This is a genomic window from Microbacterium sp. MF43, from assembly GCF_012847295.1.
Classification (GTDB): domain Bacteria; phylum Actinomycetota; class Actinomycetes; order Actinomycetales; family Microbacteriaceae; genus Microbacterium.
On record NZ_JABBDY010000003.1, the window covers coordinates 336,593 to 358,675 of the forward strand.

The window sequence follows — 22,083 nt, forward strand, 5'->3', positions numbered from 1 at the left end:
GCTGATGGGTTCCGCGCTTCCGCTGGGCGAGCCGGTTCCCGCCGACGGCTCGCTTCCGCCCGGAGTCTCGGTCGATTCGGAGACCCCTTTCGGCGTGTATCTGCACGTCCCGTTCTGCCGCGTCCGCTGCGGCTACTGCGACTTCAACACGTACACGTCGGGGGAGCTCCGCGGCGCCCGGCAGGACGAGTACGCCGACACGCTGCTGCGCGAAGTGGACCTGGCTCGCGTCGTACTGGCCGGCGCCGGCCCCCTCCGGCCCGCGAGCACGGTCTTCTTCGGCGGCGGCACACCGACGCTGCTTCCGCCCGGCGACCTCGGGCGCATGCTCGAGGGCGTCCGGGGGGCCTTCGGCGTGGCCGACGGCGCGGAGGTGACGGTCGAGGCCAATCCCGACACCGTCACCGACGCGGTCGCCGCCGAGCTCGCGGCATCCGGCGTCACGCGGCTCTCCATCGGCATGCAGTCGGCGGTGCCGCATGTGCTGGCGGCGCTGGATCGCACGCACGACCCGGCGAACGTGCGGACCGCCGTCGCCGCTGCGCGCACCGCGGGCCTCGACGTGAGCGTCGACCTGATCTACGGCGCGCCGGGGGAGGCGCTCGACGACTGGCGCAGGTCGGTGGAGACGGCGATCGAGCTCGAACCGGACCACATCTCGGCTTACGCGCTGATCATCGAGGACGGCACGAAGCTCGCCCGCCAGATCCGCCGTGGCGAGGTGCCCGCACCGGACGACGACCTGCAGGCCGACATGTACGAGCTCGTCGACGAGCAGCTGTCGCGCGCCGGCTTCGAGTGGTACGAGGTGTCGAACTGGGCGCGCGAGGAATCTCAGCGGTCGCGTCACAATCTGGCGTACTGGCGCGGCACGGACTGGTGGGGCTTCGGCCCAGGCGCCCACAGCCACGTCGCCGGCGTCCGATTCTGGAACGTCAAGCATCCGGCCGCGTACGCTCAGCGGCTGGCGGCGGGCGCGTCGCCTGCGGCCGCACGCGAGGTTCCGGACATCGAGGCCCGCACGCTGGAGAACATCCTCCTGCGCACGCGCATCCGCGAAGGCCTGCCTGTCTCGGAGGTGCTGGGCGAAGGGCGGCGTGCCGTGGCATCCCTCATCGCCGACGGGTTGATCGAGGGCCCCGCGGCCGTCCACGGTCGCATCGTCCTCACGCGCCGCGGCCGCCTGCTCGCGGACGCCGTCGTGCGGGCGCTCACGGCGTGACCGGCGCGGCGGTGCTCTCGGCCGCAGTCCAGGCCATCCGGTAGAATTGGCACTCCAGTCATGCGAGTGCCAGGCCGGTGTGAGGAGGCGGGATGGTCAGCGACCGTGGCCTGCAGGTGCTCCGCGCGATCGTCGAGGATTACGTCGACACGCGAGAGCCGGTCGGGAGCAAGGCGATCGTCGAACGGCATGCGTTCGGCGTGTCCGCCGCGACCATCCGCAACGACATGGCCCTGCTCGAAGACGAAGAGCTCATCACGGCTCCGCACACGTCGTCGGGTCGGGTGCCCACCGACAAGGGCTACCGCGTGTTCGTCGACCACCTCGCCGAGGTCCGGCCGCTGAGCAGCGCGCAGCGCACGGCGATCACGTCGTTCCTCGAGGGCCCGGGCGATCTCGACGATGTCCTCGCGCGCACGGTCCGCGCGCTCACGCAGCTCACCGGCCAGGTCGCCATCGTGCAGTACCCGTCGTTCGCGCGTGCGAACGTCACGCACGTCGAGCTGGTCCAGCTGGGCGGGGGACGGATGCTGGTCATCGTCGTCACCGACACGGGCCGTGTCTCGCAGCGCATGGCCTTCGTGCGCGACGAGTTCGACGACGCCGACCTGGCGCGCATCCGCGCCGAACTCGGCACGCTCCTCGTCGGCCGGTCGGTGCGCGACGGACTGCAGCGCATCGCCGACCACCTCGCCAACGCGCCCGCCACCGCCGCACCCCACCAGGCGGCGACCGCCGAGATCGTGCGGGTCGTCGCCGAGGAGCTCGAGGAGTTCCGCCAGGACCGGCTCGTCATGGCGGGCAGCGCCACCCTCGCGAGACGCGAAGCGGATTTCCGTGGGAGCATCTACCCTCTGCTCGAGGCCATCGAGGAGCAGGTGACGATCCTCAGGCTCATGGGCGAGATGGTCGCCGACGAGAAGGGCCTCGCCGCCAGCATCGGGCGCGAGAACGAGCCTTTCGGGCTGGCCGAGGCATCCGTCGTCGCCAGCGACTACGACGCGACCGGCGCGCGCGCCCGCGTGGGCGTGATGGGCCCGACTCGCATGGATTACCCCACCAACCTCGCGGCGGTTCGCGCCGTCGCGCGCTATCTGACGCGAATGCTCGAGGAAGACGAGAGCTCCCGCTGACGCGGACGCGCACCCCCACGATCCCCGCGCCGCGGCGCGGGCAGGAAGGCGAATGTGGCTGACCACTACGAGGTCCTCGGCGTCTCGCGCGACGCCACGGTCGACGAGATCAAGAAGGCCTATCGGCGTCTCGCGCGCGAGCTCCACCCGGACGTGAACCCCGGCGAAGAGGCATCCGAGCGGTTCAAGCTCGTCACGCACGCCTACGACGTCCTGAGCGACCCCGAGCAGCGGCGACGCTACGACATGGGCGGCGGAGACAGCCCCTTCGGCGGAGCGGGCGGCTTCGGAGGCTTCAACGACATCTTCGAGACGTTCTTCGGCGCAGCGGGCGGGGGCGGCCGCGGCGTGCGGCCGCGCTCGCGACGCGAGCGGGGCCAGGACGCCCTCGTACGCGTCACCCTCGAGCTCGGCGACGTCGTCTTCGGCGTCCACCGCGACATCGAGGTCGACACCGCGGTGCTGTGCGAGACGTGCCAGGGGTCGTGCTGCCAGCCGGGCACGCAGCCGGTGACGTGCGACATCTGCCACGGGACCGGTCACGTCCAGCGGCAGGTGCGCAGCCTCCTCGGCAACGTGCTCACGAACCAGCCGTGCAACGTCTGCCAGGGCTACGGAACGACGATCCCGTACCCGTGCGCCACGTGCCAGGGTCAGGGCCGGGTCCGTGCACGCCGGACGGTGTCGCTCGACATCCCCGCCGGCGTCGAGACCGGACTCCGTCTGCAGCTGCCCGGCTCGGGCGAGGTGGGTCCGGCCGGCGGTCCGAACGGCGATCTGTACATCGAGGTGACGGTCGCGCCGCACGAGGTCTTCAGCCGCGACGGCGACGACCTGCTTGCGACGCTCGAGGTGTCGATGCCCGACGCGATCCTCGGCACGACGACCACGATCGAGTCGCTCGACGGACCCGTCGACCTCGAACTGCGCCCCGGCGTGCAGGGAGGGGACGTGCTCACGATCAAGGGGCGCGGCATCACCCCGCTGCGCGGATCGCAGCGCGGAGACCTGCGCGTGGGCGTGCACGTGGTCACGCCCACGCGCCTGGACCACAAGGAACGCGCACTGATCGAGGACTTCGCCAAGCGCACCAAGGCTCCGAGCCCGCGGCTCGCGGAATTCCACCAGGGTCTGTTCGCCAAGCTGCGCGACCGGTTCCGGAACGGCTGATCCGTGGCGCTGCACTTCGTGCTCGACGAGGCCACGAACGCCGCGCCCGGCGACGCGGTCGTGCTCACGGGGTCGGAGGCGCATCACGCCGCGACCGTGCGGCGGGTCCGCGTGGGTGAGGAGGTGACCGTCGGCGACGGTCGCGGTGCCTGGCTCACGGGTCGCTGCGAGTCGGTTGCGTCTCGTGAGGTGGTTGTGAGGATCGAGAGGCGGACGGACGCCCCGGCACCCCGCCCCCGGATCGTTCTGGTTCAGGCCCTGGCGAAGGGCGACCGCGACGAGCTCGCGATCCAGGCGGCGACCGAGCTCGGCGTGGATGAGATCGTGCCGTGGCAGGCGGCGCGGAGCGTCTCGCGCTGGGATGCCGCGAAGGCTGAGAAGGGTCGCGCCCGCTGGGCGACGATCGTCCGCGAAGCGGCCAAGCAGGCCCATCGCGCCTGGATCCCCGAGGTCGGCCCGCTCGTCACCACCGGCCAGCTGACGGCGCGGCTGGCGGCGTCGCGAGGGCTCGTCCTCGAGCCGACCGGCGACGAGCGGCTCGCCGGCCTCGTGGTCACCGGCGACGACCGGGACCTCGTTCTCGTCGTCGGGCCCGAGGGCGGCATTGCGCCCGAAGAGCTCGATTCGTTCGCGCAGAGCGGCGCCGACCTCGTACGACTCGGCGACAGCGTGCTGCGGACGTCGACGGCGGGACCCGCGGCCCTGGCCGTGGTGAGCGCCGCGGTCGGTCGCTGGTGAGGCCCGTCGCCCGTCCCGGCGGGGTGGCCCGTCGGTAGACTTGCGGCATGAGCGAGCCATCGATCTTCACGCGCATCCTGGGCGGCGAGATCCCGTCCGAGATCATCGCGGAGACCGAGAACGTGTTCGCCATTCGCGACATCGCTCCGAAGGCGCCCGTGCACCTCCTCGTGATCCCCAAGCGCGAGGAGTACCGCAACGTCGTCGAGCTCGCCGCCGGTGACCCCGATCTCCTCGCCGAGCTGATCGGCCTCGCCAGCAGCCTCGCGGCGGAGCACGCCGACGGAGACTTCCGCCTGGTGTTCAACACCGGCCCCAACGCGGGCCAGACCGTCTTCCACGTGCACGCTCATGTGCTCGCAGGAGGACTCGAAGAAGAGAGCCTCGGTGCCTGACGAACCTACGATCGACCGTGTCTATGCCGACGGCGTGGCCATGGTGCAGCTGCTCGGCCCCCAGGATCGTCTGCTCCGCGTCGTCGAGCGCGAGCACCCCGACGTCGATGTCCACGTGCGGGGCAACGAGATCACGCTGACCGGGGAGGCGGATGCCGTCGCCGCCGCCCGCTCGCTCGTCGATGAGCTGCTCGCGATGGCCAAGGCCGGCCAGGGGCTCGATCCCTCCGACGTGGCGTCGTCGAGCCGCATCCTGCGCACGGAGGGCGGCCCGCGGCCGTCCGAGGTGCTGGGCGAGGCGATCCTGTCGTCGCGAGGAAAGGTCATCCGTCCGAAGACCCTCGGGCAGAAGGCGTACGTCGACGCGATCGAGGAGAACACGATCGTGTTCGGCATCGGTCCGGCCGGCACCGGCAAGACCTACCTCGCGATGGCGAAGGCCGTGCAGGCGCTGCAGCGCAAGGAGGTCAGTCGCATCATCCTCACCCGCCCGGCGGTCGAGGCGGGGGAGCGGCTGGGCTTCCTGCCCGGCACGCTCACCGACAAGATCGACCCGTACCTGCGCCCTCTCTACGACGCGCTCAACGAGATGATGGATCCCGAGCTGGTGCCGAAGCTCATGGCGACCGGCACGATCGAGGTGGCGCCGCTGGCGTACATGCGCGGGCGCACGCTCAACGACTCGTTCGTGGTGCTGGACGAGGCGCAGAACACCACGCCGGAGCAGATGAAGATGTTCCTCACGCGCCTGGGCTTCGGAACGCGCATGGTCGTGACGGGCGACATCACGCAGATCGATCTGCCGCAGGGCGCGTCGGGTCTCCGGCTCGTGACGCGCGTCCTCGGCGAGATCGACGACATCCATTTCGCCTACCTCACCAGCGACGACGTGGTGCGCCACACGCTCGTCGGGCGCATCGTCGATGCGTACAGCGAGTACGACGAGCGCCGTCTCGCCGCGCGCCGCGAGAGGGACGAGGCATCCGAGTTCGCCAACCGCGCCGAGCGGCGAGCGGGCCTGCGCCCGCAGGGCCCGCGCGACCACATGCCCAAGCGAGGACGCTCATGACCATCGAGATCAGCAACGAGTCGGGCATCGCCGTCGACGAGACGGTGCTGCTGCGGCTCATGGAGAACAATCTCGCGGAGCTCCACGTCAGCCCCGACGCCGATGTGGCGATCCTCCTCGTCGACGAGGGCGCGATGGAGGCCCTCCACGTGCAGTGGATGGACGAGCCCGGGCCCACCGACGTGCTGAGCTTCCCGATGGATGAGCTCCGTCCGGGCACGGACGACATGCCGACCCCCGCAGGCCTCCTCGGCGACATCGTGCTGTGCCCGCAGGTGGCCGAGACCCAGGCGGTGGCCGCCAAGCACTCGACGATGGACGAGCTCGTGATGCTCACGACGCACGGCCTGCTGCACCTCCTCGGCTTCGATCACGCCGAGCCGGAGGAGGAGCGCGAGATGTTCGGGCTGCAGCGCGAGCTCATCACGGCCTTCCAGGCCGTCGAGCGTCGCCGAAATCGCGCATGACCGCAGCGCTGCTCCTCGTCGCCGCGGCGCTCCTCCTGGCCTTCGGCGCCCTCATGGTCGCGATCGACGCCGCCCTCGGCGTGACCTCGCGTGCCGACCTGGCCGAACTGGGCACGTCCGGCCGCAACGCCGGCGCGCTCCGGCGCATCGCGGACGACACCGAGGCGCACGCCAACGCGGTGATCTTCATCCGCGTCCTCGCCGAGACCACGGCGGCCGTGCTGGTCACGGTCGCGTTCACTCTGCTCTTCGACTCCATCTGGTGGGCGATGCTCGCGGCCGCGGCGCTCATGACCGGCGTCTCGTATGTCGTCGTCGGCGCGAGCCCGCGCAATGTGGGCCGTCAGCACGCGAAGGGACTGCTGCGCGGCTCCGCGCCGATCGTGCGCGGCGTGCGCATCCTGCTGGGGCCGCTCGCTCACGGGCTCGTCGCGCTCGGCACGCGGATCACCCCCGGGATCCGGCGCAGCTCGTCGTTCGCGTCGGAGGAGCAGCTGCTGAGCATCATCGACGAGGCGGCCGAGAACGAGCTCATCGAAGAGGACGACCGCGAGCTCATCCATTCGGTGTTCGACTTCACCGACACCTTCGTGCGCGCGGTGATGGTGCCTCGGACCGACATGGTGACGGTGGATGCCTCGGCGTCCACCCGCGAGGCGATGGCCATCTTCCTCGACAAGGGCATCTCGCGGGTGCCGATCGTCGACGACGAGGCCGACGACGTCGTCGGCGTGCTCTATCTGAAGGATCTGGTGCAGTTCGGCTTCCGCGACGAGGCGGGCTGGCGCGATGCGCCCATCAGCCGCATCGCCCGCCCCGCGGTCTTCGTGCCGGAGTCGATGAAGGCCGAGACGCTGCTCCAGCAGATGAAGCGGGATGCCGTGCACGTGTGCCTGGTCGTCGACGAGTACGGCGGGGTGTCCGGCCTCGTGACCCTCGAGGATCTCATCGAGGAACTCGTGGGCGAGATCGCCGACGAGTACGACCCGCGCGGCGACGAGGTGACCGAGCTCGAGCCCGGCCACTTCCGTGTGAGCGCGAGGCTTGGTCTCGACGAGGTCGGCGACCTGTTCGGCATCGACCTGGAGGACGAGGACGTCGACTCGATCGGCGGACTGCTCGGCAAGGCCCTGGGGCGCGTGCCGCAGCCCGGGGCGACCGCCGAGTACGGCGGCTTGGTCATGACCGGCGGCGCGTCGCGCGGCCGAGGCCGCGGCATCTCCACCGTCTTCGTCGAACGCAGCGAGTCGCTCGACGCGATCGAGGGAGCTTCTGCCCGCGCGCCGCGGACCGACGAGCTCCGCGTGGTCACACCGCGCACCGGAGAGGTGCGCGCCCCCAGGAAAGGTGAGCGCCCATGACCGATGAGTCCCGCTCCGGGTTCGTGACGTTCGTCGGGCGTCCGAACGTCGGAAAGTCCACGCTCACCAATGCCCTCGTCGGTGAGAAGGTCGCGATCACGAGCGACAAGCCGCAGACGACGCGGCGCGCCATCCGAGGCATCCTGAACCGTCCCGGCGGGCAGCTCGTGATCGTCGACACCCCCGGCATCCACAAGCCGCGCACGCTGCTGGGCGAGCGGCTCAACAGCCTCGTGGAGCAGGTGCTGGGCGACGTCGACGTCATCGGGTTCTGCGTTCCGGCGACCGAGAAGGTCGGGCCCGGAGACCGGCGGATCGCGCAGTCCCTCGACGGGTACCCGCGGGCGAAGAAGGTCGCCATCGTCACCAAGACCGATGCGGCCTCGCGGGATCAGATCACCGAGCGGCTCATGGAGGTCGACTCGCTCCGCGAGGACTGGGCCGCCGTCATCCCGCTCTCCGCGCTGACCCGCGAGCAGCTCGACGTGCTGACCGACGAGCTGCTGGTCCTCATGCCCCAGGGACCGGCGCTCTACGACGCCGATGTGGTGACCGACGAGTCGCTCGAGGATCGGGTGGCGGAGATCATCCGCGAGGCCGCCCTCGAGGGCGTGCGCGACGAGCTTCCGCACTCGATCGCCGTGACGATCGAGGACCTGGCCCCCCGGGAGGACTCCGATCTCACCGACATCTACGCGAACATCGTCGTGGAGCGCGACAGCCAGAAGGCCATCATCATCGGGCGCAAGGGGTCGCGGCTGGCCGACGTCGGCAAGCGTGCGCGCGCCGGCATCGAGCCGCTCGTCGGGACGCGCGTCTTCCTGTCGCTCCACGTTCGCGTCGCGAAGGAGTGGCAGCGTGACCCGAAGCAGCTCGGCCGGCTGGGCTTCTGAGCCGGTTCAGCCCTCGACCGGTCGCATGGCCGACCGGATGACGACCTTGTCGTCGCCGTAGTCGTCGTCCGCGGCATCCTGCCACGTGCCGTCGTCCCACACGACGTCGATCCACAGCCAGCCGTTCTCGGGGTACGAGCTCAGGTACGCCTCGCCGAGGATGTCGGGAAGCTCCTCCTGGATCTCCAGCAGCTCCGCCTCCTCGCCCGCGCCGGGCTCTCCCGCGGTCGGATCCTCGGGCACCATCGGGTCGTAGAGCGCCAGCATGATCGGAGGCTGGGTCACGGTGAACTGCTCGCCGTCGTAGGTGCCCTGCACCGCGTACGCGCCCCACGTCGTGTCGCCGGATGATTCCGAGCCGTCGACGCCCTCCCACGTCCAGTTCGTGAGGGGGATGCCGCTGCACTGCGGCGGGTAGGACTCGGCGACGGCGCCGAGGCACAGCTCGGCGTCGCCTCCGACGTCCATGACCGTTCCCTGGGCGACGACATCCCCCTCGGGTGGCGCGGGCCACAGCGAGCCGAGCGACGCGCCGGCGGGGGCGTCCGACGCAGGGGAGGGGGTCGACCCGGCGGGTGTCGCGCACCCGGCCAGAGCGAGGAGGGATGCCGCGCCGAGCGCGAGGACCAGAGGTCGACGATGACGTGTCATACCCGTGGAGTGTCGGCGGTACGGGCATCGTCTCAGGAGATCTGGAGACGGATGCCCCGGCATCCGTCCGCCGCCTCGACACACGCGGTTCGCTCCGTGCCCGCGGACGGGTGTAACCTGGGCGCATGCGTGCAGGCTCGCTGCTTCTCCTTAGCCGCCGCGACGAGGCCTCGATCTAGGGCCCTCCTCGTCGCGGAGCTTGTCGTCGGCCCGCCATTCGACGAGAGAAGAACGACACATCATGGAGAACACCCAGAAGCCCTCGGGCATGCCGATCCGCAAGTATCGGCCGTACCACGAGCAGATCGCCGTTTCGCTGCCCGACCGCACGTGGCCCGACAAGCGCATCACGACGGCGCCGCGGTGGTGCGCCGTCGATCTGCGCGACGGCAACCAGGCGCTCATCGACCCGATGAGCCCCGAGCGCAAGCGCATCATGTTCGACCTGCTCGTGCGCATGGGCTACAAGGAGATCGAGGTCGGCTTCCCCTCGGCGAGCCAGACCGACTTCGACTTCGTGCGCCAGCTGATCGAGGAAGACCTCATCCCCGACGACGTCACCATCCAGGTGCTCACTCAGGCCCGCGCGCACCTCATCGAGCGCACCTACGAGTCGATCGAAGGTGCCAAGCAGGCCATCGTCCACCTCTACAACTCGACCAGCGTGCTGCAGCGCGAGGTCGTCTTCCGCACCGACCGCCAGGGAATCATCGATATCGCGCTCGAAGGCGCGCGGCTGTGCCGCGAGTTCGAGAAGCGCGTGCCCGACACCGCGGTGTACTACGAGTACTCGCCCGAGAGCTACACCGGCACCGAGCTGGAGTTCGCAGTCGACGTCTGCAACCAGGTGATCGAGATCTTCGAGCCGACGCCCGAGCGCAAGGTGATCATCAACCTGCCCGCGACGGTCGAGATGGCCACCCCGAACGTGTACGCCGATTCCATCGAGTGGATGAGCCGCCACCTGGCCCACCGCGAGAACGTCATCCTGTCCCTGCACCCGCACAACGACCGCGGCACGGCCATCGCAGCCGCGGAGCTCGGCTACATGGCCGGCGCCGACCGCATCGAGGGGTGCCTGTTCGGCAACGGCGAGCGCACCGGCAACGTCGACCTCGTCGCGCTGGGCATCAACCTGCTGACGCAGGGGATCGACCCCCAGATCGACTTCAGCGACATCGATCAGGTCAAGCGCACGGTCGAGTACTGCAATCAGCTGCCCGTGCACGAGCGCAGCCCCTGGGCGGGTGACCTGGTGTTCACGGCGTTCAGCGGATCGCACCAGGACGCGATCAAGAAGGGCTTCGAGGCGATGGCGGCGCGCGCTGCCGCCGAGGGCGTGTCCGTCGACGAGATCGATTGGGCCGTGCCGTACCTGCCCATCGATCCGAAGGACCTGGGCCGCTCCTACGAGGCCGTCATCCGCGTGAACTCGCAGTCCGGCAAGGGTGGCGTCGCCTATCTGCTCAAGACGGACCACGCGATCGACCTGCCCCGCAAGCTGCAGATCGAGTTCTCCGGAGTCGTGCAGGCCAAGACCGACGCCGAGGGCGGCGAGGTCACGAGCGATCAGATCTGGGCCATCTTCACCGACGAGTACCTGCCTTCGCAGAACGCCGACGACCGCTGGGGCCGCTTCGAACTGCTCGCCACCAGCACGCGCAGCGACATGTCGGGCGACGTCGCGCTCGACGTCACGCTGCGAGACGGCGATGAGCGGTACGACGCGTCCGGACACGGCAACGGCCCGGTTGCGGCCTTCCTCGAGGTCGTGCGCGCCCAGGGCTTCGATGTCACGCTGTACGACTACGTCGAGCATGCGCTCAGCTCCGGCGGCGACGCGCAGGCGGCGGCGTATGTCGAGCTGCAGGTCGACGGCGAGCGGCTGTGGGGCGTGGGCATCGACGGGGACATCTCGACGGCGTCCCTCAAGGCCATCGTCTCCGGTGTCAACCGCGCCATCCGCACGCGCGAGCGCTCGGGAGCCCTCGCCGGCGTGTGAGTTCCTCGGCCCGGCCCGGGCTCGATCGCGCCGCCCGGGCCGGATTCAGGACTTCACGATGGGGATGGTCGACGTCTCGACCGCGACCTTCCGACGGTAGAGGGCACGCTGCTCAGGCAGCGAGATGTCGAAGATCACGGCCAGCAGCCGGATCACGGTGGTGACGATGACGCACACGATCGCCGAGACGACCAGGTCGGCGCCGAACGCGTTCGCGCCGGCGAGGACGAGGCATCCGGCGCCTGCGGCCACCGCGTACAGCGAGCCGACATGCATGATCGCCACGGGCAGGCCCATGATCATGTCGCGCAGGATGCCGCCGCCGACCGCGGCGCAGACCCCGACGAACACGGCGGGCACCAGCGGCAGCCCCAGGTAGAGCGCCTTGCTCGTGCCCAGCGCGCCGAACATCCCCATGACGAGGGCATCGAGGCCCACGATGACGGCGTTGAGGCGCTGGAACACGCCCGCCAGCAGCATGCCGATGAGGGCGGCTCCCGTCGCCGTCAGCAGGTACCAGTTGCTCTGCAGCGAGACGGGGGTCACATTGAGCAGCAGGTCGCGGATCAGGCCGCCGCCGATGCCGACGACGATGCCGATGATCGCGACCCCCAGCAGATCGAGGCGCCGCTGCCCGCGGAAGCCCGAGGCGAAGAGGGCGCCCTGGATGCCGCCCAGGCCGACGGCGGTGAGGTCTGCCCACAGGGGGATGACGATGATCGGCGCGTCCACCCCACCATTGTCGGCCGGGGCTCAGGGGATGTGGGTGCGCACCGCCGTCATGAAGCCGTCGAGGTCGTCCACCCACAGCCGCACCGCGTCGAGTTCGACCTCGGACCCACCGAGACCCGTGCGCACCGGGCGCTCGAGCACCACGAGAACATTCGTCTCGTTCTGCATGCGCAAGGCGAGGGTGCGGCCGTGCGCCTCCTCGCGGATCTTCGGCGCCTTCTCGACGACGACGTGCGACTTCTCGACGCTGGCGACGGCGTCCCACGGCAGGTCGATGTCGACGTCCGCGCCCGATCGGGCCCGGATCCCGTCGGGCCCGACGGCGTGCGGTCGGGTGAAGAAGCTCAGCAGCAGGCCGATCATCCACGTGAGCCCCCAGATCCCCAGGACGAGCAGGGGGATGCGCAGCCACGCGATGTCGTGGACGATCAGGTCGATGATCGGGATCTCGATCGCCGACAGCACGATGAAGACCACGAGGATCGTGAGGACGGGGGAGTGGTAGGCGAATCCGGATGCCCCGGCAGGAACCCGCGGGCGTCGGAACGTCCACCGGTACAGGCTCTTCCAGATGCCGACCTCGGCACGCCAGGCCGCCTGGCTGAGTGTCATGATGCGGGCGACCAGGCCGCGCCGCGGTGCCGCGGCGGTCGGGGGAGCGAGTTCCGTCATCGGCCTTCGTCCCTTTCTGCGAGCGACCGCTCATTCTCGGCGATCAGGTGTTCGAGGCGGCCGCGCACGTGCTCGACGGCGCGGATGGATGCCTCGACCGTCGCGTCGTCCAGTCCTTCGACGAGCGCGGCGCCGAAGGCGTCGTGCTCGTCGTCCATCGACCGCATGACCTCGGCACCGCGCTCGGTGAGGCTCACCAGCACCGCGCGCCGGTCGGTGGGGTGCGGCTCGCGGCGGGCGAATCCGGTCGCCTCCAGCGCGTCGACGAGGGTGGTGATGTGGCGGGGCGTGACGTCGAGGGCATGCGCGAGATGTGCTTGGGTCGCCGGACCGCCGTGGTGCAGCACCCACAGCAGGTGGGTGCGCGACGGCGTCAGGCCACGCCGATCGAGTTCCCGCTCCTGGTCCGCCTGCAGAACGGCCGTCAGGGCGAGCAGCGCGTCGAGGAGCTGAACACCAGACATAGTGAATAGTGTACACGATAAGTCGACCTTGGGCCTGCGGGGCGCCGCCGCGCCGGCGGGGGTGGGGGCGCCCATAATTGACGAGTGCCCACCTACCGCGACGAAGTCGTGGTCCTGCGCACCCACAAGCTGGGCGAAGCGGACAGGATCGTGACGATGCTCAGCCGTCGCCACGGCAAGCTGCGCGCCGTCGCCAAGGGTGTTCGCCGCACGTCGTCGCGCTTCGGCGCGCGGCTCGAGCCCTTCATGGTGGCCGATGTGCAGCTCTACCAGGGGCGCTCGCTCGACATCGTGCAGCAAGCGGAGTCGCTCGGCTCGTACGGCGCCGAGATCGCCGCCCACTACGATCGCTACACCTCGGCGCATGCGATGGTCGAGGCAGCGGACCGGCTGAACGAGGCCGAGGCCACACCGCAGCAGTACCTCCTTCTCGTCGGCGGGCTCCGCGCCCTCTCGCGCGGCGAGCACGCCTCACGCAGCGTCCTCGACTCCTACCTTCTGCGTGCGATGGCACTGTCGGGCTGGGCGCCCGGGCTCGGCGAGTGCGCCCGCTGCGGCGCGCCCGGTCCGCACGACACCTTCGTCGCGCAGCTGGGCGGCATGGTGTGCCGGGACTGCGCACCGACCGGGGCGGCGCGCGTCCACCCCGAGACCGCCGGGCTCCTGCAGTCGCTGATGGCGGGGGAGTGGGATCAGGTGGACGCCGCGTCCCCAGCGTCGTGCGCCGCGGCATCCGGCCTCATCGCGGCCTACGCCCAATGGCACCTCGAGCGGGGCATCCGCTCCCTGTCTCACGTCGCGGCACCGCAGGAGGGCGACCGATGACTCCCCAGCCGTTCACGCACCGCGATGCGGTGCCCTATCGGCCGATCGACTGGACGGGCGTCTATCCGCCCGCCTTCCCGCCGGGCGCGGTGCCGCGTCACGTCGCGATCGTGATGGACGGCAACGGGCGGTGGGCGAACCGTCGCGGGCTGACGCGCGTCGAAGGGCACAAGGCGGGCGAGGCGGCGCTTCTCGACGTCGTGGCAGGCGCGATCCAGGCGGGGGTGAAGCACCTGTCGGTGTATGCCTTCTCGACCGAGAACTGGTCGCGCTCACCCGACGAGGTGCGCTTCCTGATGGGGTTCAACCGGGACGTGCTGCATCGCCGGCGCGATCAGCTCAACGAATGGGGCGTGCGCGTGCGCTGGGCGGGGCGCAGGCCCCGCCTGTGGTCGAGCGTCATCAAGGAGCTGCAGTTCGCCGAACAGCTCACCGCCGGCAACGACGTGCTCACGCTCACGATGTGCGTCAACTACGGCGGTCGGGTCGAACTCGTCGATGCGATGCGCTCCATCGCCGACGACGTCGCGGCAGGACGCCTCCGCCCGTCGGCCGTGAGCGAGAAGCTCATCCAGAAGCGGCTCTACCTGCCCGACATGCCCGACGTCGACCTGTTCGTCCGATCGAGCGGCGAGCAGCGCACCTCGAACTTCCTGCTGTGGGAATCCGCCTACGCCGAGTTCGTCTTCCTCGACACGCTGTGGCCGGATTTCTCGCGCGCCGATCTCTGGGAGGCGATCGGCCGCTACCTCGATCGCGACCGTCGCTTCGGCGGCGCCGTCGATACGCCGGAAGCGCCCGCACTCTAGGGCCCTGTTCCGGATGCCCCCACCGGGCGTATCCTGCGAGCGTCAGCGTCCTCTTCACTGATGAGCGCCGCCCGCCGCGGCCGGTCAGGAGGTGTGCCATGTCTCTTCTGCCTCGCACCGGGAGGACGCAGATCGCCGCGGCTCTCGTGGCCCTCGCCCTCCTGATGACAGGATGCGCACCGACCTCGGACGAGGGCGGAGCGGACACCGACCCGACCGCCGTCGAGACGCCCGACCCGACACCCGAACCCACGCCGGACCCGACACCGGGGGACGAGGAGGATCCGACGCAGGACCGCGTCCGGACCGGGCCGGTCGCTCAGTACGGCGGACCGGCCTACGGCGACCAGGGCGAGGCCGAGGTCGTCGCGGCCGGCGTCTGGTGCAAGACCCTCCAGGTGTTCTGGGGCGGAAGCGAACCCGTGCCGGAGGGTGTGCGGTTCACCTTCACCGAGCCCGTCGTCGATGCGGCCGGGCTCGAGGTGACCCGCGCCGCATGCGGCACGAATCCTGAGTCGGGCGTGCCGCTGGCGTCGTGTCTCGGTCTGCCATTCGACGCGAACGCGACGGCATACTGCGGCCTCGAAGTGCGTCCCGGGCCCGACTTCGTCGACGGAACCGGCATCACGTTCATCGGCACCCTCGAGTGCCCCACCGTCGAGGTGTGCGACGCGATGGCGGGTCGCGACGTCGACCCCGGCCCCCCGGTGGTCGTGAACACCCCGGCAGGCGCCTGATGACGCGCGACGAGTCGGCGACGGCCGAACCCGCTCCCGCGCCCGCCGGAGCCCCCGCCGAGGAGCCCGCCGCTCCGCGCGAGCGCGGTCTGGGCTTCGAGAAGTGGATGGGCTTCCTCTCCTCGTTCGTGGCGCCGCTGACGCTCGTCACCGCGCTGCTGTTCTACTTCGGCTACGTGTCCACCCGGGAGTTCTTCCGCTACTTCGGCATCGACGTCGACATCATCGGCCTGAGCTCGCAGGAGTTCGTCATGCGCAGCCCGGGGGCGCTCTTCGTCCCCGTGATGATCCTCCTGCTGCTGGCCGCGGGTCTCATCGTCGGCCACCGCCGGCTGCGGCGCTACCTCGAGGGCGCGGACCCCGCCCCTCGGCGCCGCCTGATCGCGATCATCGCCTGGACGGGCATCGGCCTCCTGCTGGCGGGTCTTGCCCTGGCGTTCCTCATCCCGGTCCTCGTCGGGCGGGACTACGCGCAGCTGCTCGCGCCGCTGCTGCTCGCGCTCGGCGCCGGGCTGGCCGCCTACGCCGCGTCCACGGTGAGGGCGCTGGGCGGGTCCGGCATCGGGCGCAGCGTCGTCGTCCTCCTGGTGCTCGTGCTCGTGGCGGGAACCTTCTGGTCGACCGCGACGCTCGCCCAGTGGTGGGGCCGCGGGCAGGCGCGGTCTCTGGCCGCAGACCTGCGCACGCTGCCGGCGGTCGTCCTCGATACGAAGGAGCTGATCTATCCCGGCAACGCCGCCATCGAGCTGCGTGAGCTGGGGGAGCCGCCGCCGTCCGATCCCGCCGCGGAAGGAGCGACGTCGCCGACGTTCGGCTACCGGTACTTCGGCCTGCGACTGCTCGCGCAGGGCGGCGGCCGGCTCTACCTGGTGCCCGACGAATGGTCGGCGGATGCCTCGACCATCGTGGTGCCGTACGACGACGTGCGCGTGCGCTTCCGGTTCCTTCCCGACGCCGACCCGCCGAACGAGGGCTGACGCATTCGCCGGAATACAGGGCCGGTGCTCCGCCGTTGTCCTTCACATGACGGATGCGATCAAGATCGACGTGTGGAGCGACATCGCCTGCCCCTGGTGCTACATCGGCAAGCGGAATCTCGAGAAGGGGCTCGCCGAGGCATCCGTCGACGACGACGCCCCCGCTGTGGAGGTCGTGTTCCACTCGTTCGAGCTGTCGCCCGACACTCCCGTCGACTTCGACGGCGGCGAGGCGGACTACCTCGCCACCCACAAGGGCATCTCGCGTGATCAGGCGCAGCAGATGCTCGAGCGCGTGACTGGGGTCGCGGCCGACGCGGGCCTGGAGTACCGCTTCGACCTGCTCAAGCACACCAACACCGTGAAGGCGCATGAGCTGCTCCACTTCGCGAAGGAGCAGGGACGCCAGCACGAGCTCGCCGAGCGCCTCATGTCCGCGTACTTCACCGAGGGTCGCCACCTCGGCCAAGAGGACGAGCTCGTCTCGCTCGCGGCCGACGCCGGTCTCGATGCAGACGGCGCGCGGGAAGCTCTGCGGAGCGGGCGGTTCCTCGACGCGGTGCGCGCCGACCAGGCGCAGGCTCAGGCATATGGGATCAACGGGGTGCCGTTCTTCGTGATCGACGGCAAGTACGGCGTCTCGGGTGCGCAGCCCGCGGAGGCATTCGCGCAGATCGTCCGCCAGGTGTGGGCCGAGCACCGGGAGGACGCTCCCGTCGGGGCGTGACCCCTGAAGACCACCAAGCCCCGCCGCGCGAACCGCGGCGGGGCTTGTCTCGTCGGTGGGGGCGTCAGCGCGGCAGGTTCGCCTCGATGACCTCGACGATGGCCGGGTCGTCGGGCTTCACGTTCGGACGGAACCGGTGCACCTGGCCCGCAGGCGTGAGGACGAACTTCTCGAAGTTCCACTGCACGCGGCCCTTGTTGCCCTCGGCATCGTGGGCCTGCTTGAGCGCCTTGTAGAGCGGCGCGGCCTTGCCGCCGTTGACCTTCACCTTGTCGTGGACCGGGAACGACACGCCCCACGTGGTCGAGCAGTACTCGAGGATCTCGTCCATCGAGCCCGGCTCCTGCCCCAAGAACTGGTTGCAGGGGAATCCCAGCACGGTGAATCCGCGGTCGGCGTAGGCGCGCTGCAGCTGCTCCAGCTGCTCGTACTGGGGCGTCAGGCCGCACCTCGAGGCGACGTTCACGACGAGCAGCACGCTGTCGCCGTAGTCGGCGAGTGTCGCGGTGCCGCCGTCGGCGGTCTGGAACGGGATGCTTCGGAGGTCGGTCGCGGTAGCCTCGGTCATGTCCCCAGGCTATGGCCTCCGGTTCGGCGAACGGTCGGAATCCTCTGGGAGAATGGACGACGTGACCACTGCCTTCGCGCCCGCGCGGACCCTGCGCATCGGGCCCATCCAGCTCGACGCGCCCGTCGTGCTCGCACCCATGGCCGGGATCACGAACACGGCGTTCCGCCGCCTGTGCCGTGAGTACGGCGCCGGACTCTATGTGAGCGAGATGATCACGACGCGCGCCCTCGTGGAGCGCAATGCGACCACGATGCGGCTCATCACGCACCACGAGTCCGAGACGCCGCGCTCGATCCAGCTCTACGGCGTCGATCCCGCCACGACCGAGGCGGCCGTCCGCCTGCTGGTCGAAGAGGACCGCGCCGACCACATCGATCTGAATTTCGGATGCCCGGTCCCCAAGGTCACCCGCAAGGGCGGCGGCGCCGCGCTGCCGTGGAAGCTGGGGCTGTTCCGCGACATCGTCACGCGCGCGGCGCGCGCAGCAGGCGAGGTCCCGCTGACGGTGAAGATGCGCAAAGGCATCGACTCCGACCATCTGACCTACCTCGACGCCGGCCGGATCGCCCAGGACGCCGGCGTCGCCGCCGTCGCCCTGCACGCCCGCACGGCCGCCGAATTCTACTCGGGTGAGGCCGACTGGACCGCGATCGCGCAGCTGAAAGAGGTCGTGACGAGCGTTCCGGTGCTCGGCAACGGCGACATCTGGTCGGCCGCCGACGCCGCGCGCATGATGGATGAGACCGGCTGCGACGGCGTGGTGGTCGGGCGCGGATGCCTCGGTCGCCCCTGGCTGTTCGGTGACCTCGCTCGAGAACTGGGCGGCCCGGATGCCGTCGCCGGCGCCCCGGTCGACGCGACCCTGGGTTTCGTGGCGCAGGCGTTCCGCCGTCACGCGGAGCTGCTCGTGGAGTTCTTCGAGGACGAGGATCGCGGATGCCGCGACATCCGCAAGCACGTCGCCTGGTACTTCAAGGGCTACCCGGTGGGCGGCGAGCTCCGCGCGCAGCTCGCGACGGTGTCGAGCCTCGTCGAGATCGACGACCTCCTCGCCACCCTCGACCTCGAGGCACCGTACCCGGGCTCCGCCGCCGAGGGGCAGCGAGGTCGCGCGGGCACGCCCAAGCGACCCGCCCTTCCCGAGCACTGGCTCGACTCGCGCGAGCTGAGCGCCGAGGCATCCTGTGCCATCGCCGAAGCGGAGCTCGACCACAGTGGCGGGTGACGGCGCGGTCGCGGTCGGCATCACGTCCGAGCGCCCGGCCGGCTACGACGATGCCGACGCCGCCCGATTCCACGCCGAACGCCACCGCTCGCAGCGCGACGACTTCGCGCGTGACCGTGCGCGCGTGCTCCACTCCGCAGCGCTGCGCCGCCTGGCCGCCAAGACGCAGGTGCTCAGTCCTGCGAGTCCGGCCGACTTCGCGCGCAACCGGCTCACGCACTCGCTCGAGGTCGCCCAGGTCGGCCGGGAGCTGGCGACGGCGCTGCGCCTCGCGCCCGACGTCGTCGACACGGCCTGCTTGAGCCACGATCTCGGGCACCCACCGTTCGGGCACAACGGCGAGCGGGCGATGAACGAGTGGGCCGAAGCCATCGGCGGCTTCGAGGGCAACGCGCAGACGCTCCGGATCATCACGCGCCTCGAGCCCAAGGTGGTCGACGACGCCGGGCGCACGTTCGGGCTCAACCTCACGCGTGCGAGCCTCGACGCGACCTGCAAGTACCCCTGGACCGCCGAGCACCCGCTGCCCGATCCCGGGGGCCGTCTCAAGTTCGGGGTCTACCCCGACGACGAGGACGTCTTCCGCTGGATGCGCGAGGGCGCGCCGGGCCGCGTGCGCTGCATCGAGGCCGAGGTCATGGACCTCTCCGACGACATCGCCTATTCGGTCCACGACTTCGAGGACGCCGTCGTCAACGGCTACCTCGACCCGGCGCGGCTCGCCGACCCCGCCGAGCACCAGGCGCTGCTCACGGCGATCCAGTCGTGGGTGGGCTTCGACTTCGCGCGCGATGAGCTCGAGGACGCCCTGTACCGCCTCATGCGGATGCCGGAATGGATCACGTCCTTCGATGGCACGCGGGCATCCCTTGCCCGGCTGAAGAATCTGACGTCCGATCTCATCGGGCGGTTCGCGCGCGCGGCCACCACCGCGACACGTGACGCCTACGGGATGTCGGCGCTCACCCGCTATCGTGCTCACGTGGTCGTGCCGCGGGTCGTCGAGGCCGAGATGGCCGTGCTCAAGGGCACCATCGGAGCGGTCGTCGTGTCGATCGAGGGGCGCAAGGAGCTCTACAAAGAGCAGCGCCGCGTGCTCAAGCGCCTCGCCTCGGCGCTGTGGGACCGCCCCGAAGAGCTCGACGCACTGCATGCGCTCGATTTCGAGGCGGCGCAGACGGATGCCTCGCGCCGCCGTGTCATCGTCGACCAGGTCGCAAGCCTCACCGACCAGGTCGCGATCGCCTGGCACGGGCGGCTCGTCGGCGAGCTCGACGCCGCGTCGCTGGGCATCTGGGCGCCCACCGCCCGCGCCGCCGGGACGCGCTGATGGCGGGACGCATCCGTCAGGCCGACGTCGAAGAGGTCAAGGCGCGCACCAACATCGCCGACATCATCGGGGAGCGCGTGGCCCTGAAGAACGCCGGCGTGGGGGCCATGAAGGGACTGTGCCCGTTCCACGACGAGCGCAGCCCGAGCTTCAACGTGCGCCCGCAGGCGGGCTTCTACCACTGCTTCGGCTGCGGCGAGTCCGGCGACGTCTACTCGTTCCTCACGAAGATGGACCACGTCTCGTTCACCGAGGCGGTCGAGCGTCTCGCGGCGCGTGTCGGCTACACCCTCCACTACGAGGACGGGGGAGCGGCTCCCGAGCACACCGGGCGGACGCGCCTGTACGCGGCCAACGCCGCGGCGGCGGAGTTCTTCCGGGCCCAGCTGCTCTCGCCCGAGGCCGAGATCGCCCGCCGCTTCCTCGGAGAGCGCGGCTTCGACGCCGGTGCGGCCGCGCACTTCGGGGTGGGTTACGCGCCGAAGGGCTGGTCGGCGATGCACGACGCGCTCAAGGCCAAGGGCTTCACCGACGAGGAGCTCACGAACTCCGGCCTGGTGTCGCAAGGTCAGCGAGGCGTCTACGACCGCTTCCGCGGACGCGTCGTGTGGCCGATCCGCGACGTGACCGGGCAGGTCATCGGCTTCGGTGCACGGCGTCTGTTCGATGACGACAAGGGCCCCAAGTACCTCAACACCCCCGAGACGACGATCTACAAGAAGGCTCAGGTCCTCTACGGCCTCGACCTCGCCAAGCGCGACATCTCGAGGGATCACCGGGTGGTCGTCGTCGAGGGATACACCGACGTGATGGCGTGCCATCTGGCGGGCATCACGACGGCGATCGCAACATGCGGCACAGCCTTCGGCTCGGACCACATCACCGTCCTGCGGCGCGTGATGGGCGATGACTCGACCGCGGGCGAGGTGGTGTTCACGTTCGATCCGGATGCCGCCGGCCAGAAGGCGGCGCTGCGCGCCTTCGCCGACGCGAAGCGCTTCAACGCCCAGACGTACGTCGCCACCGGCCCCGAGGGCCTCGATCCGTGCGACCTGCGACTGCAGCGCGGAGACGGCGCCGTGCGCGCGCTGATGCAGACCAAGGTGCCGATGGTCGAGTTCGTGCTCGACCAGCGCATCACCGGCTTCGACCTCGCCTCCGTCGAGGGCCGCGTCGGCGCGCTTCGCGCAGCGGCCCCGGTCGTCGCCGAGCTCCGGGATGCGCTGCTGCAGCCGGAGTACGTGCGCGTCCTCGCTCGCCGGCTCGGCATGGACACCGAAGATGTGCGGCGCGAGGTCGAGCGCGCGGGTCGCGGTGCTGCGCGTCGCGATCAGGCTCCGGATGCCTCGCTCCCTGTCGACGCTGCTCCCGGTGAGCCCCTGGTTCGCGTGACGCTCGCCTCCCTCCCGCGGACCGCCGATGTCACGCTCGAGCGCGACGCCCTGATGGGCTTCCTGCAGTTCGGCCATCGTCTCGAGCCGCAGGTGGTCGCGCGTGCGGTCGCGCTGCCGTTCCGGCATCCGGCACTCGATGCGGTCCGCCACGCCGTCGCCCATGCGGTCGAGCAGACGGGCATGCAGCGCCCCGGGTGGGCCATGGATGCCATCGGTGCTGTGCGCGAACCCTACCGAGCCCTCGGCGGTGAGCTGCTCGCAGCCGACTTCCCGGCGCTCGACGACGAGGCCGCGGTGTCCTCGACCACGGACCTGTCTCGTCGCCTCGTCATCCGCGCGATCGAGGGGGAGAAGAACGAGCTGCTCGGTGCGATCCAGCGCGTGCCCGCGGCATCCGACGAGGGACGCGCCATCCGGATCCGCCTGCGCGAACTGGATGCGCAGCGCCAGGAGCTGGCCGCGGAAGCCTGACCGCACATCGACGCTGGCGCGCGCTGGCCGGGCACGGCAGGATGAGGA

At 70.4% G+C, this 22,083-nt stretch carries 23 protein-coding genes; 18 read left to right on the forward strand and 5 right to left on the reverse strand.

The genetic code is table 11. The features are described 5' to 3' along the window. Positions 1-4: 4 nt before the first annotated feature. From hemW to era, 9 genes are all read left to right on the forward strand, one after another. Positions 5-1,222, forward strand: a complete 1,218-nt coding sequence (gene hemW, locus HF323_RS10000) for a radical SAM family heme chaperone HemW (protein ID WP_169582436.1) — start codon at positions 5-7, stop codon at positions 1,220-1,222. A gap of 92 nt (positions 1,223-1,314) precedes the next feature. Beyond that, positions 1,315-2,355, forward strand: coding sequence for a heat-inducible transcriptional repressor HrcA (hrcA, locus tag HF323_RS10005; protein ID WP_169582437.1), 1,041 nt, complete (start codon positions 1,315-1,317; stop codon positions 2,353-2,355). A gap of 54 nt (positions 2,356-2,409) precedes the next feature. After that, positions 2,410-3,525, forward strand: coding sequence for a molecular chaperone DnaJ (gene dnaJ / locus HF323_RS10010; protein ID WP_169582438.1), 1,116 nt, complete (start codon positions 2,410-2,412; stop codon positions 3,523-3,525). A 3-nt stretch (positions 3,526-3,528) separates the two neighbouring features. Then, complete coding sequence (locus tag HF323_RS10015; protein WP_169582439.1) at positions 3,529-4,263, forward strand: 16S rRNA (uracil(1498)-N(3))-methyltransferase; 735 nt, start codon at positions 3,529-3,531, stop codon at positions 4,261-4,263. A gap of 47 nt (positions 4,264-4,310) precedes the next feature. Further along, a complete protein-coding gene (locus tag HF323_RS10020; RefSeq protein WP_169582440.1) occupies positions 4,311-4,658 on the forward strand; it encodes an HIT domain-containing protein in 348 nt (115 codons plus the stop codon). Between the two features lie 40 nt (positions 4,659-4,698). Beyond that, complete coding sequence (locus HF323_RS10025; RefSeq protein WP_223169349.1) at positions 4,699-5,727, forward strand: PhoH family protein; 1,029 nt, start codon at positions 4,699-4,701, stop codon at positions 5,725-5,727. Next, complete coding sequence (gene ybeY, locus HF323_RS10030) at positions 5,724-6,194, forward strand: rRNA maturation RNase YbeY (RefSeq protein ID WP_169582442.1); 471 nt, start codon at positions 5,724-5,726, stop codon at positions 6,192-6,194. Before HF323_RS10025 ends, ybeY begins: the two co-directional genes overlap by 4 nt. Beyond that, complete coding sequence (locus HF323_RS10035) at positions 6,191-7,555, forward strand: hemolysin family protein (protein ID WP_169582443.1); 1,365 nt, start codon at positions 6,191-6,193, stop codon at positions 7,553-7,555. The genes ybeY and HF323_RS10035 overlap by 4 nt, the downstream gene beginning before the upstream one ends. After that, positions 7,552-8,448, forward strand: coding sequence for a GTPase Era (gene era / locus HF323_RS10040; protein ID WP_169582444.1), 897 nt, complete (start codon positions 7,552-7,554; stop codon positions 8,446-8,448). Before HF323_RS10035 ends, era begins: the two co-directional genes overlap by 4 nt. A gap of 6 nt (positions 8,449-8,454) precedes the next feature. On the opposite strand, the gene HF323_RS10045 is transcribed toward era, so the two are convergent. Next, positions 8,455-9,099, reverse strand: a complete 645-nt coding sequence (locus HF323_RS10045) for a hypothetical protein (protein ID WP_169582445.1) — start codon at positions 9,097-9,099, stop codon at positions 8,455-8,457. 241 nt (positions 9,100-9,340) lie between these two features. Between HF323_RS10045 and leuA the strand changes: the two genes are divergently transcribed. After that, entirely contained in the window at positions 9,341-11,101 is a 1,761-nt protein-coding gene (gene leuA / locus HF323_RS10050; protein WP_169582446.1) for a 2-isopropylmalate synthase, read from the forward strand. A gap of 45 nt (positions 11,102-11,146) precedes the next feature. Here the strand turns inward: leuA and HF323_RS10055 are convergent, their stop codons facing one another. The 3 genes from HF323_RS10055 to HF323_RS10065 are packed head-to-tail and all read right to left on the reverse strand — an operon-like array spanning position 11,147 to position 12,969. Next, on the reverse strand, positions 11,147-11,833 hold the full coding sequence (locus HF323_RS10055) for a TRIC cation channel family protein (RefSeq protein WP_169582447.1): 687 nt from the start codon (positions 11,831-11,833) through the stop codon (positions 11,147-11,149). A gap of 21 nt (positions 11,834-11,854) precedes the next feature. Beyond that, positions 11,855-12,505 (reverse strand): hypothetical protein, encoded by a 651-nt coding sequence (locus HF323_RS10060; RefSeq protein ID WP_169582448.1) that lies wholly within the window; start codon positions 12,503-12,505, stop codon positions 11,855-11,857. Then, a complete protein-coding gene (locus HF323_RS10065) occupies positions 12,502-12,969 on the reverse strand; it encodes a MarR family transcriptional regulator (protein ID WP_169582449.1) in 468 nt (155 codons plus the stop codon). Before HF323_RS10065 ends, HF323_RS10060 begins: the two co-directional genes overlap by 4 nt. Before the next feature lie 84 nt (positions 12,970-13,053). On the opposite strand from HF323_RS10065, the gene recO reads away from it, so the two are divergent. From recO to HF323_RS10090, 5 genes are all read left to right on the forward strand, one after another. Beyond that, positions 13,054-13,794, forward strand: a complete 741-nt coding sequence (gene recO, locus HF323_RS10070; protein WP_169582450.1) for a DNA repair protein RecO — start codon at positions 13,054-13,056, stop codon at positions 13,792-13,794. After that, positions 13,791-14,603 carry an isoprenyl transferase gene (locus tag HF323_RS10075; protein WP_169582451.1) on the forward strand — a complete coding sequence of 271 codons (813 nt, stop codon included), beginning with the start codon at positions 13,791-13,793 and terminating at the stop codon, positions 14,601-14,603. Before recO ends, HF323_RS10075 begins: the two co-directional genes overlap by 4 nt. A 98-nt stretch (positions 14,604-14,701) precedes the next feature. Then, the gene (locus HF323_RS15285; protein ID WP_188241686.1) at positions 14,702-15,340 is read left to right on the forward strand and encodes a hypothetical protein; all 639 of its coding nucleotides are present in this window, start codon (positions 14,702-14,704) and stop codon (positions 15,338-15,340) included. Beyond that, positions 15,340-16,317, forward strand: a complete 978-nt coding sequence (locus HF323_RS10085; RefSeq protein ID WP_169582452.1) for a hypothetical protein — start codon at positions 15,340-15,342, stop codon at positions 16,315-16,317. Before HF323_RS15285 ends, HF323_RS10085 begins: the two co-directional genes overlap by 1 nt. A gap of 46 nt (positions 16,318-16,363) precedes the next feature. Beyond that, positions 16,364-17,044, forward strand: coding sequence for a DsbA family oxidoreductase (locus HF323_RS10090; protein WP_169582453.1), 681 nt, complete (start codon positions 16,364-16,366; stop codon positions 17,042-17,044). A gap of 64 nt (positions 17,045-17,108) precedes the next feature. Here the strand turns inward: HF323_RS10090 and HF323_RS10095 are convergent, their stop codons facing one another. Next, positions 17,109-17,612 carry a glutathione peroxidase gene (locus tag HF323_RS10095; protein WP_169582454.1) on the reverse strand — a complete coding sequence of 168 codons (504 nt, stop codon included), beginning with the start codon at positions 17,610-17,612 and terminating at the stop codon, positions 17,109-17,111. Positions 17,613-17,664: 52 nt separating this feature from the next. Between HF323_RS10095 and dusB the strand changes: the two genes are divergently transcribed. The 3 genes from dusB to dnaG are packed head-to-tail and all read left to right on the forward strand — an operon-like array spanning position 17,665 to position 22,035. Then, positions 17,665-18,840 (forward strand): tRNA dihydrouridine synthase DusB, encoded by a 1,176-nt coding sequence (gene dusB, locus HF323_RS10100; protein ID WP_211160440.1) that lies wholly within the window; start codon positions 17,665-17,667, stop codon positions 18,838-18,840. After that, positions 18,830-20,170: a deoxyguanosinetriphosphate triphosphohydrolase gene (locus tag HF323_RS10105; RefSeq protein WP_169582456.1), complete on the forward strand. Its 1,341-nt coding sequence runs from the start codon at positions 18,830-18,832 to the stop codon at positions 20,168-20,170. The genes dusB and HF323_RS10105 overlap by 11 nt, the downstream gene beginning before the upstream one ends. Further along, entirely contained in the window at positions 20,170-22,035 is a 1,866-nt protein-coding gene (gene dnaG / locus HF323_RS10110) for a DNA primase (protein ID WP_169582457.1), read from the forward strand. Before HF323_RS10105 ends, dnaG begins: the two co-directional genes overlap by 1 nt. The last annotated feature ends 48 nt before the right edge of the window (positions 22,036-22,083 follow it).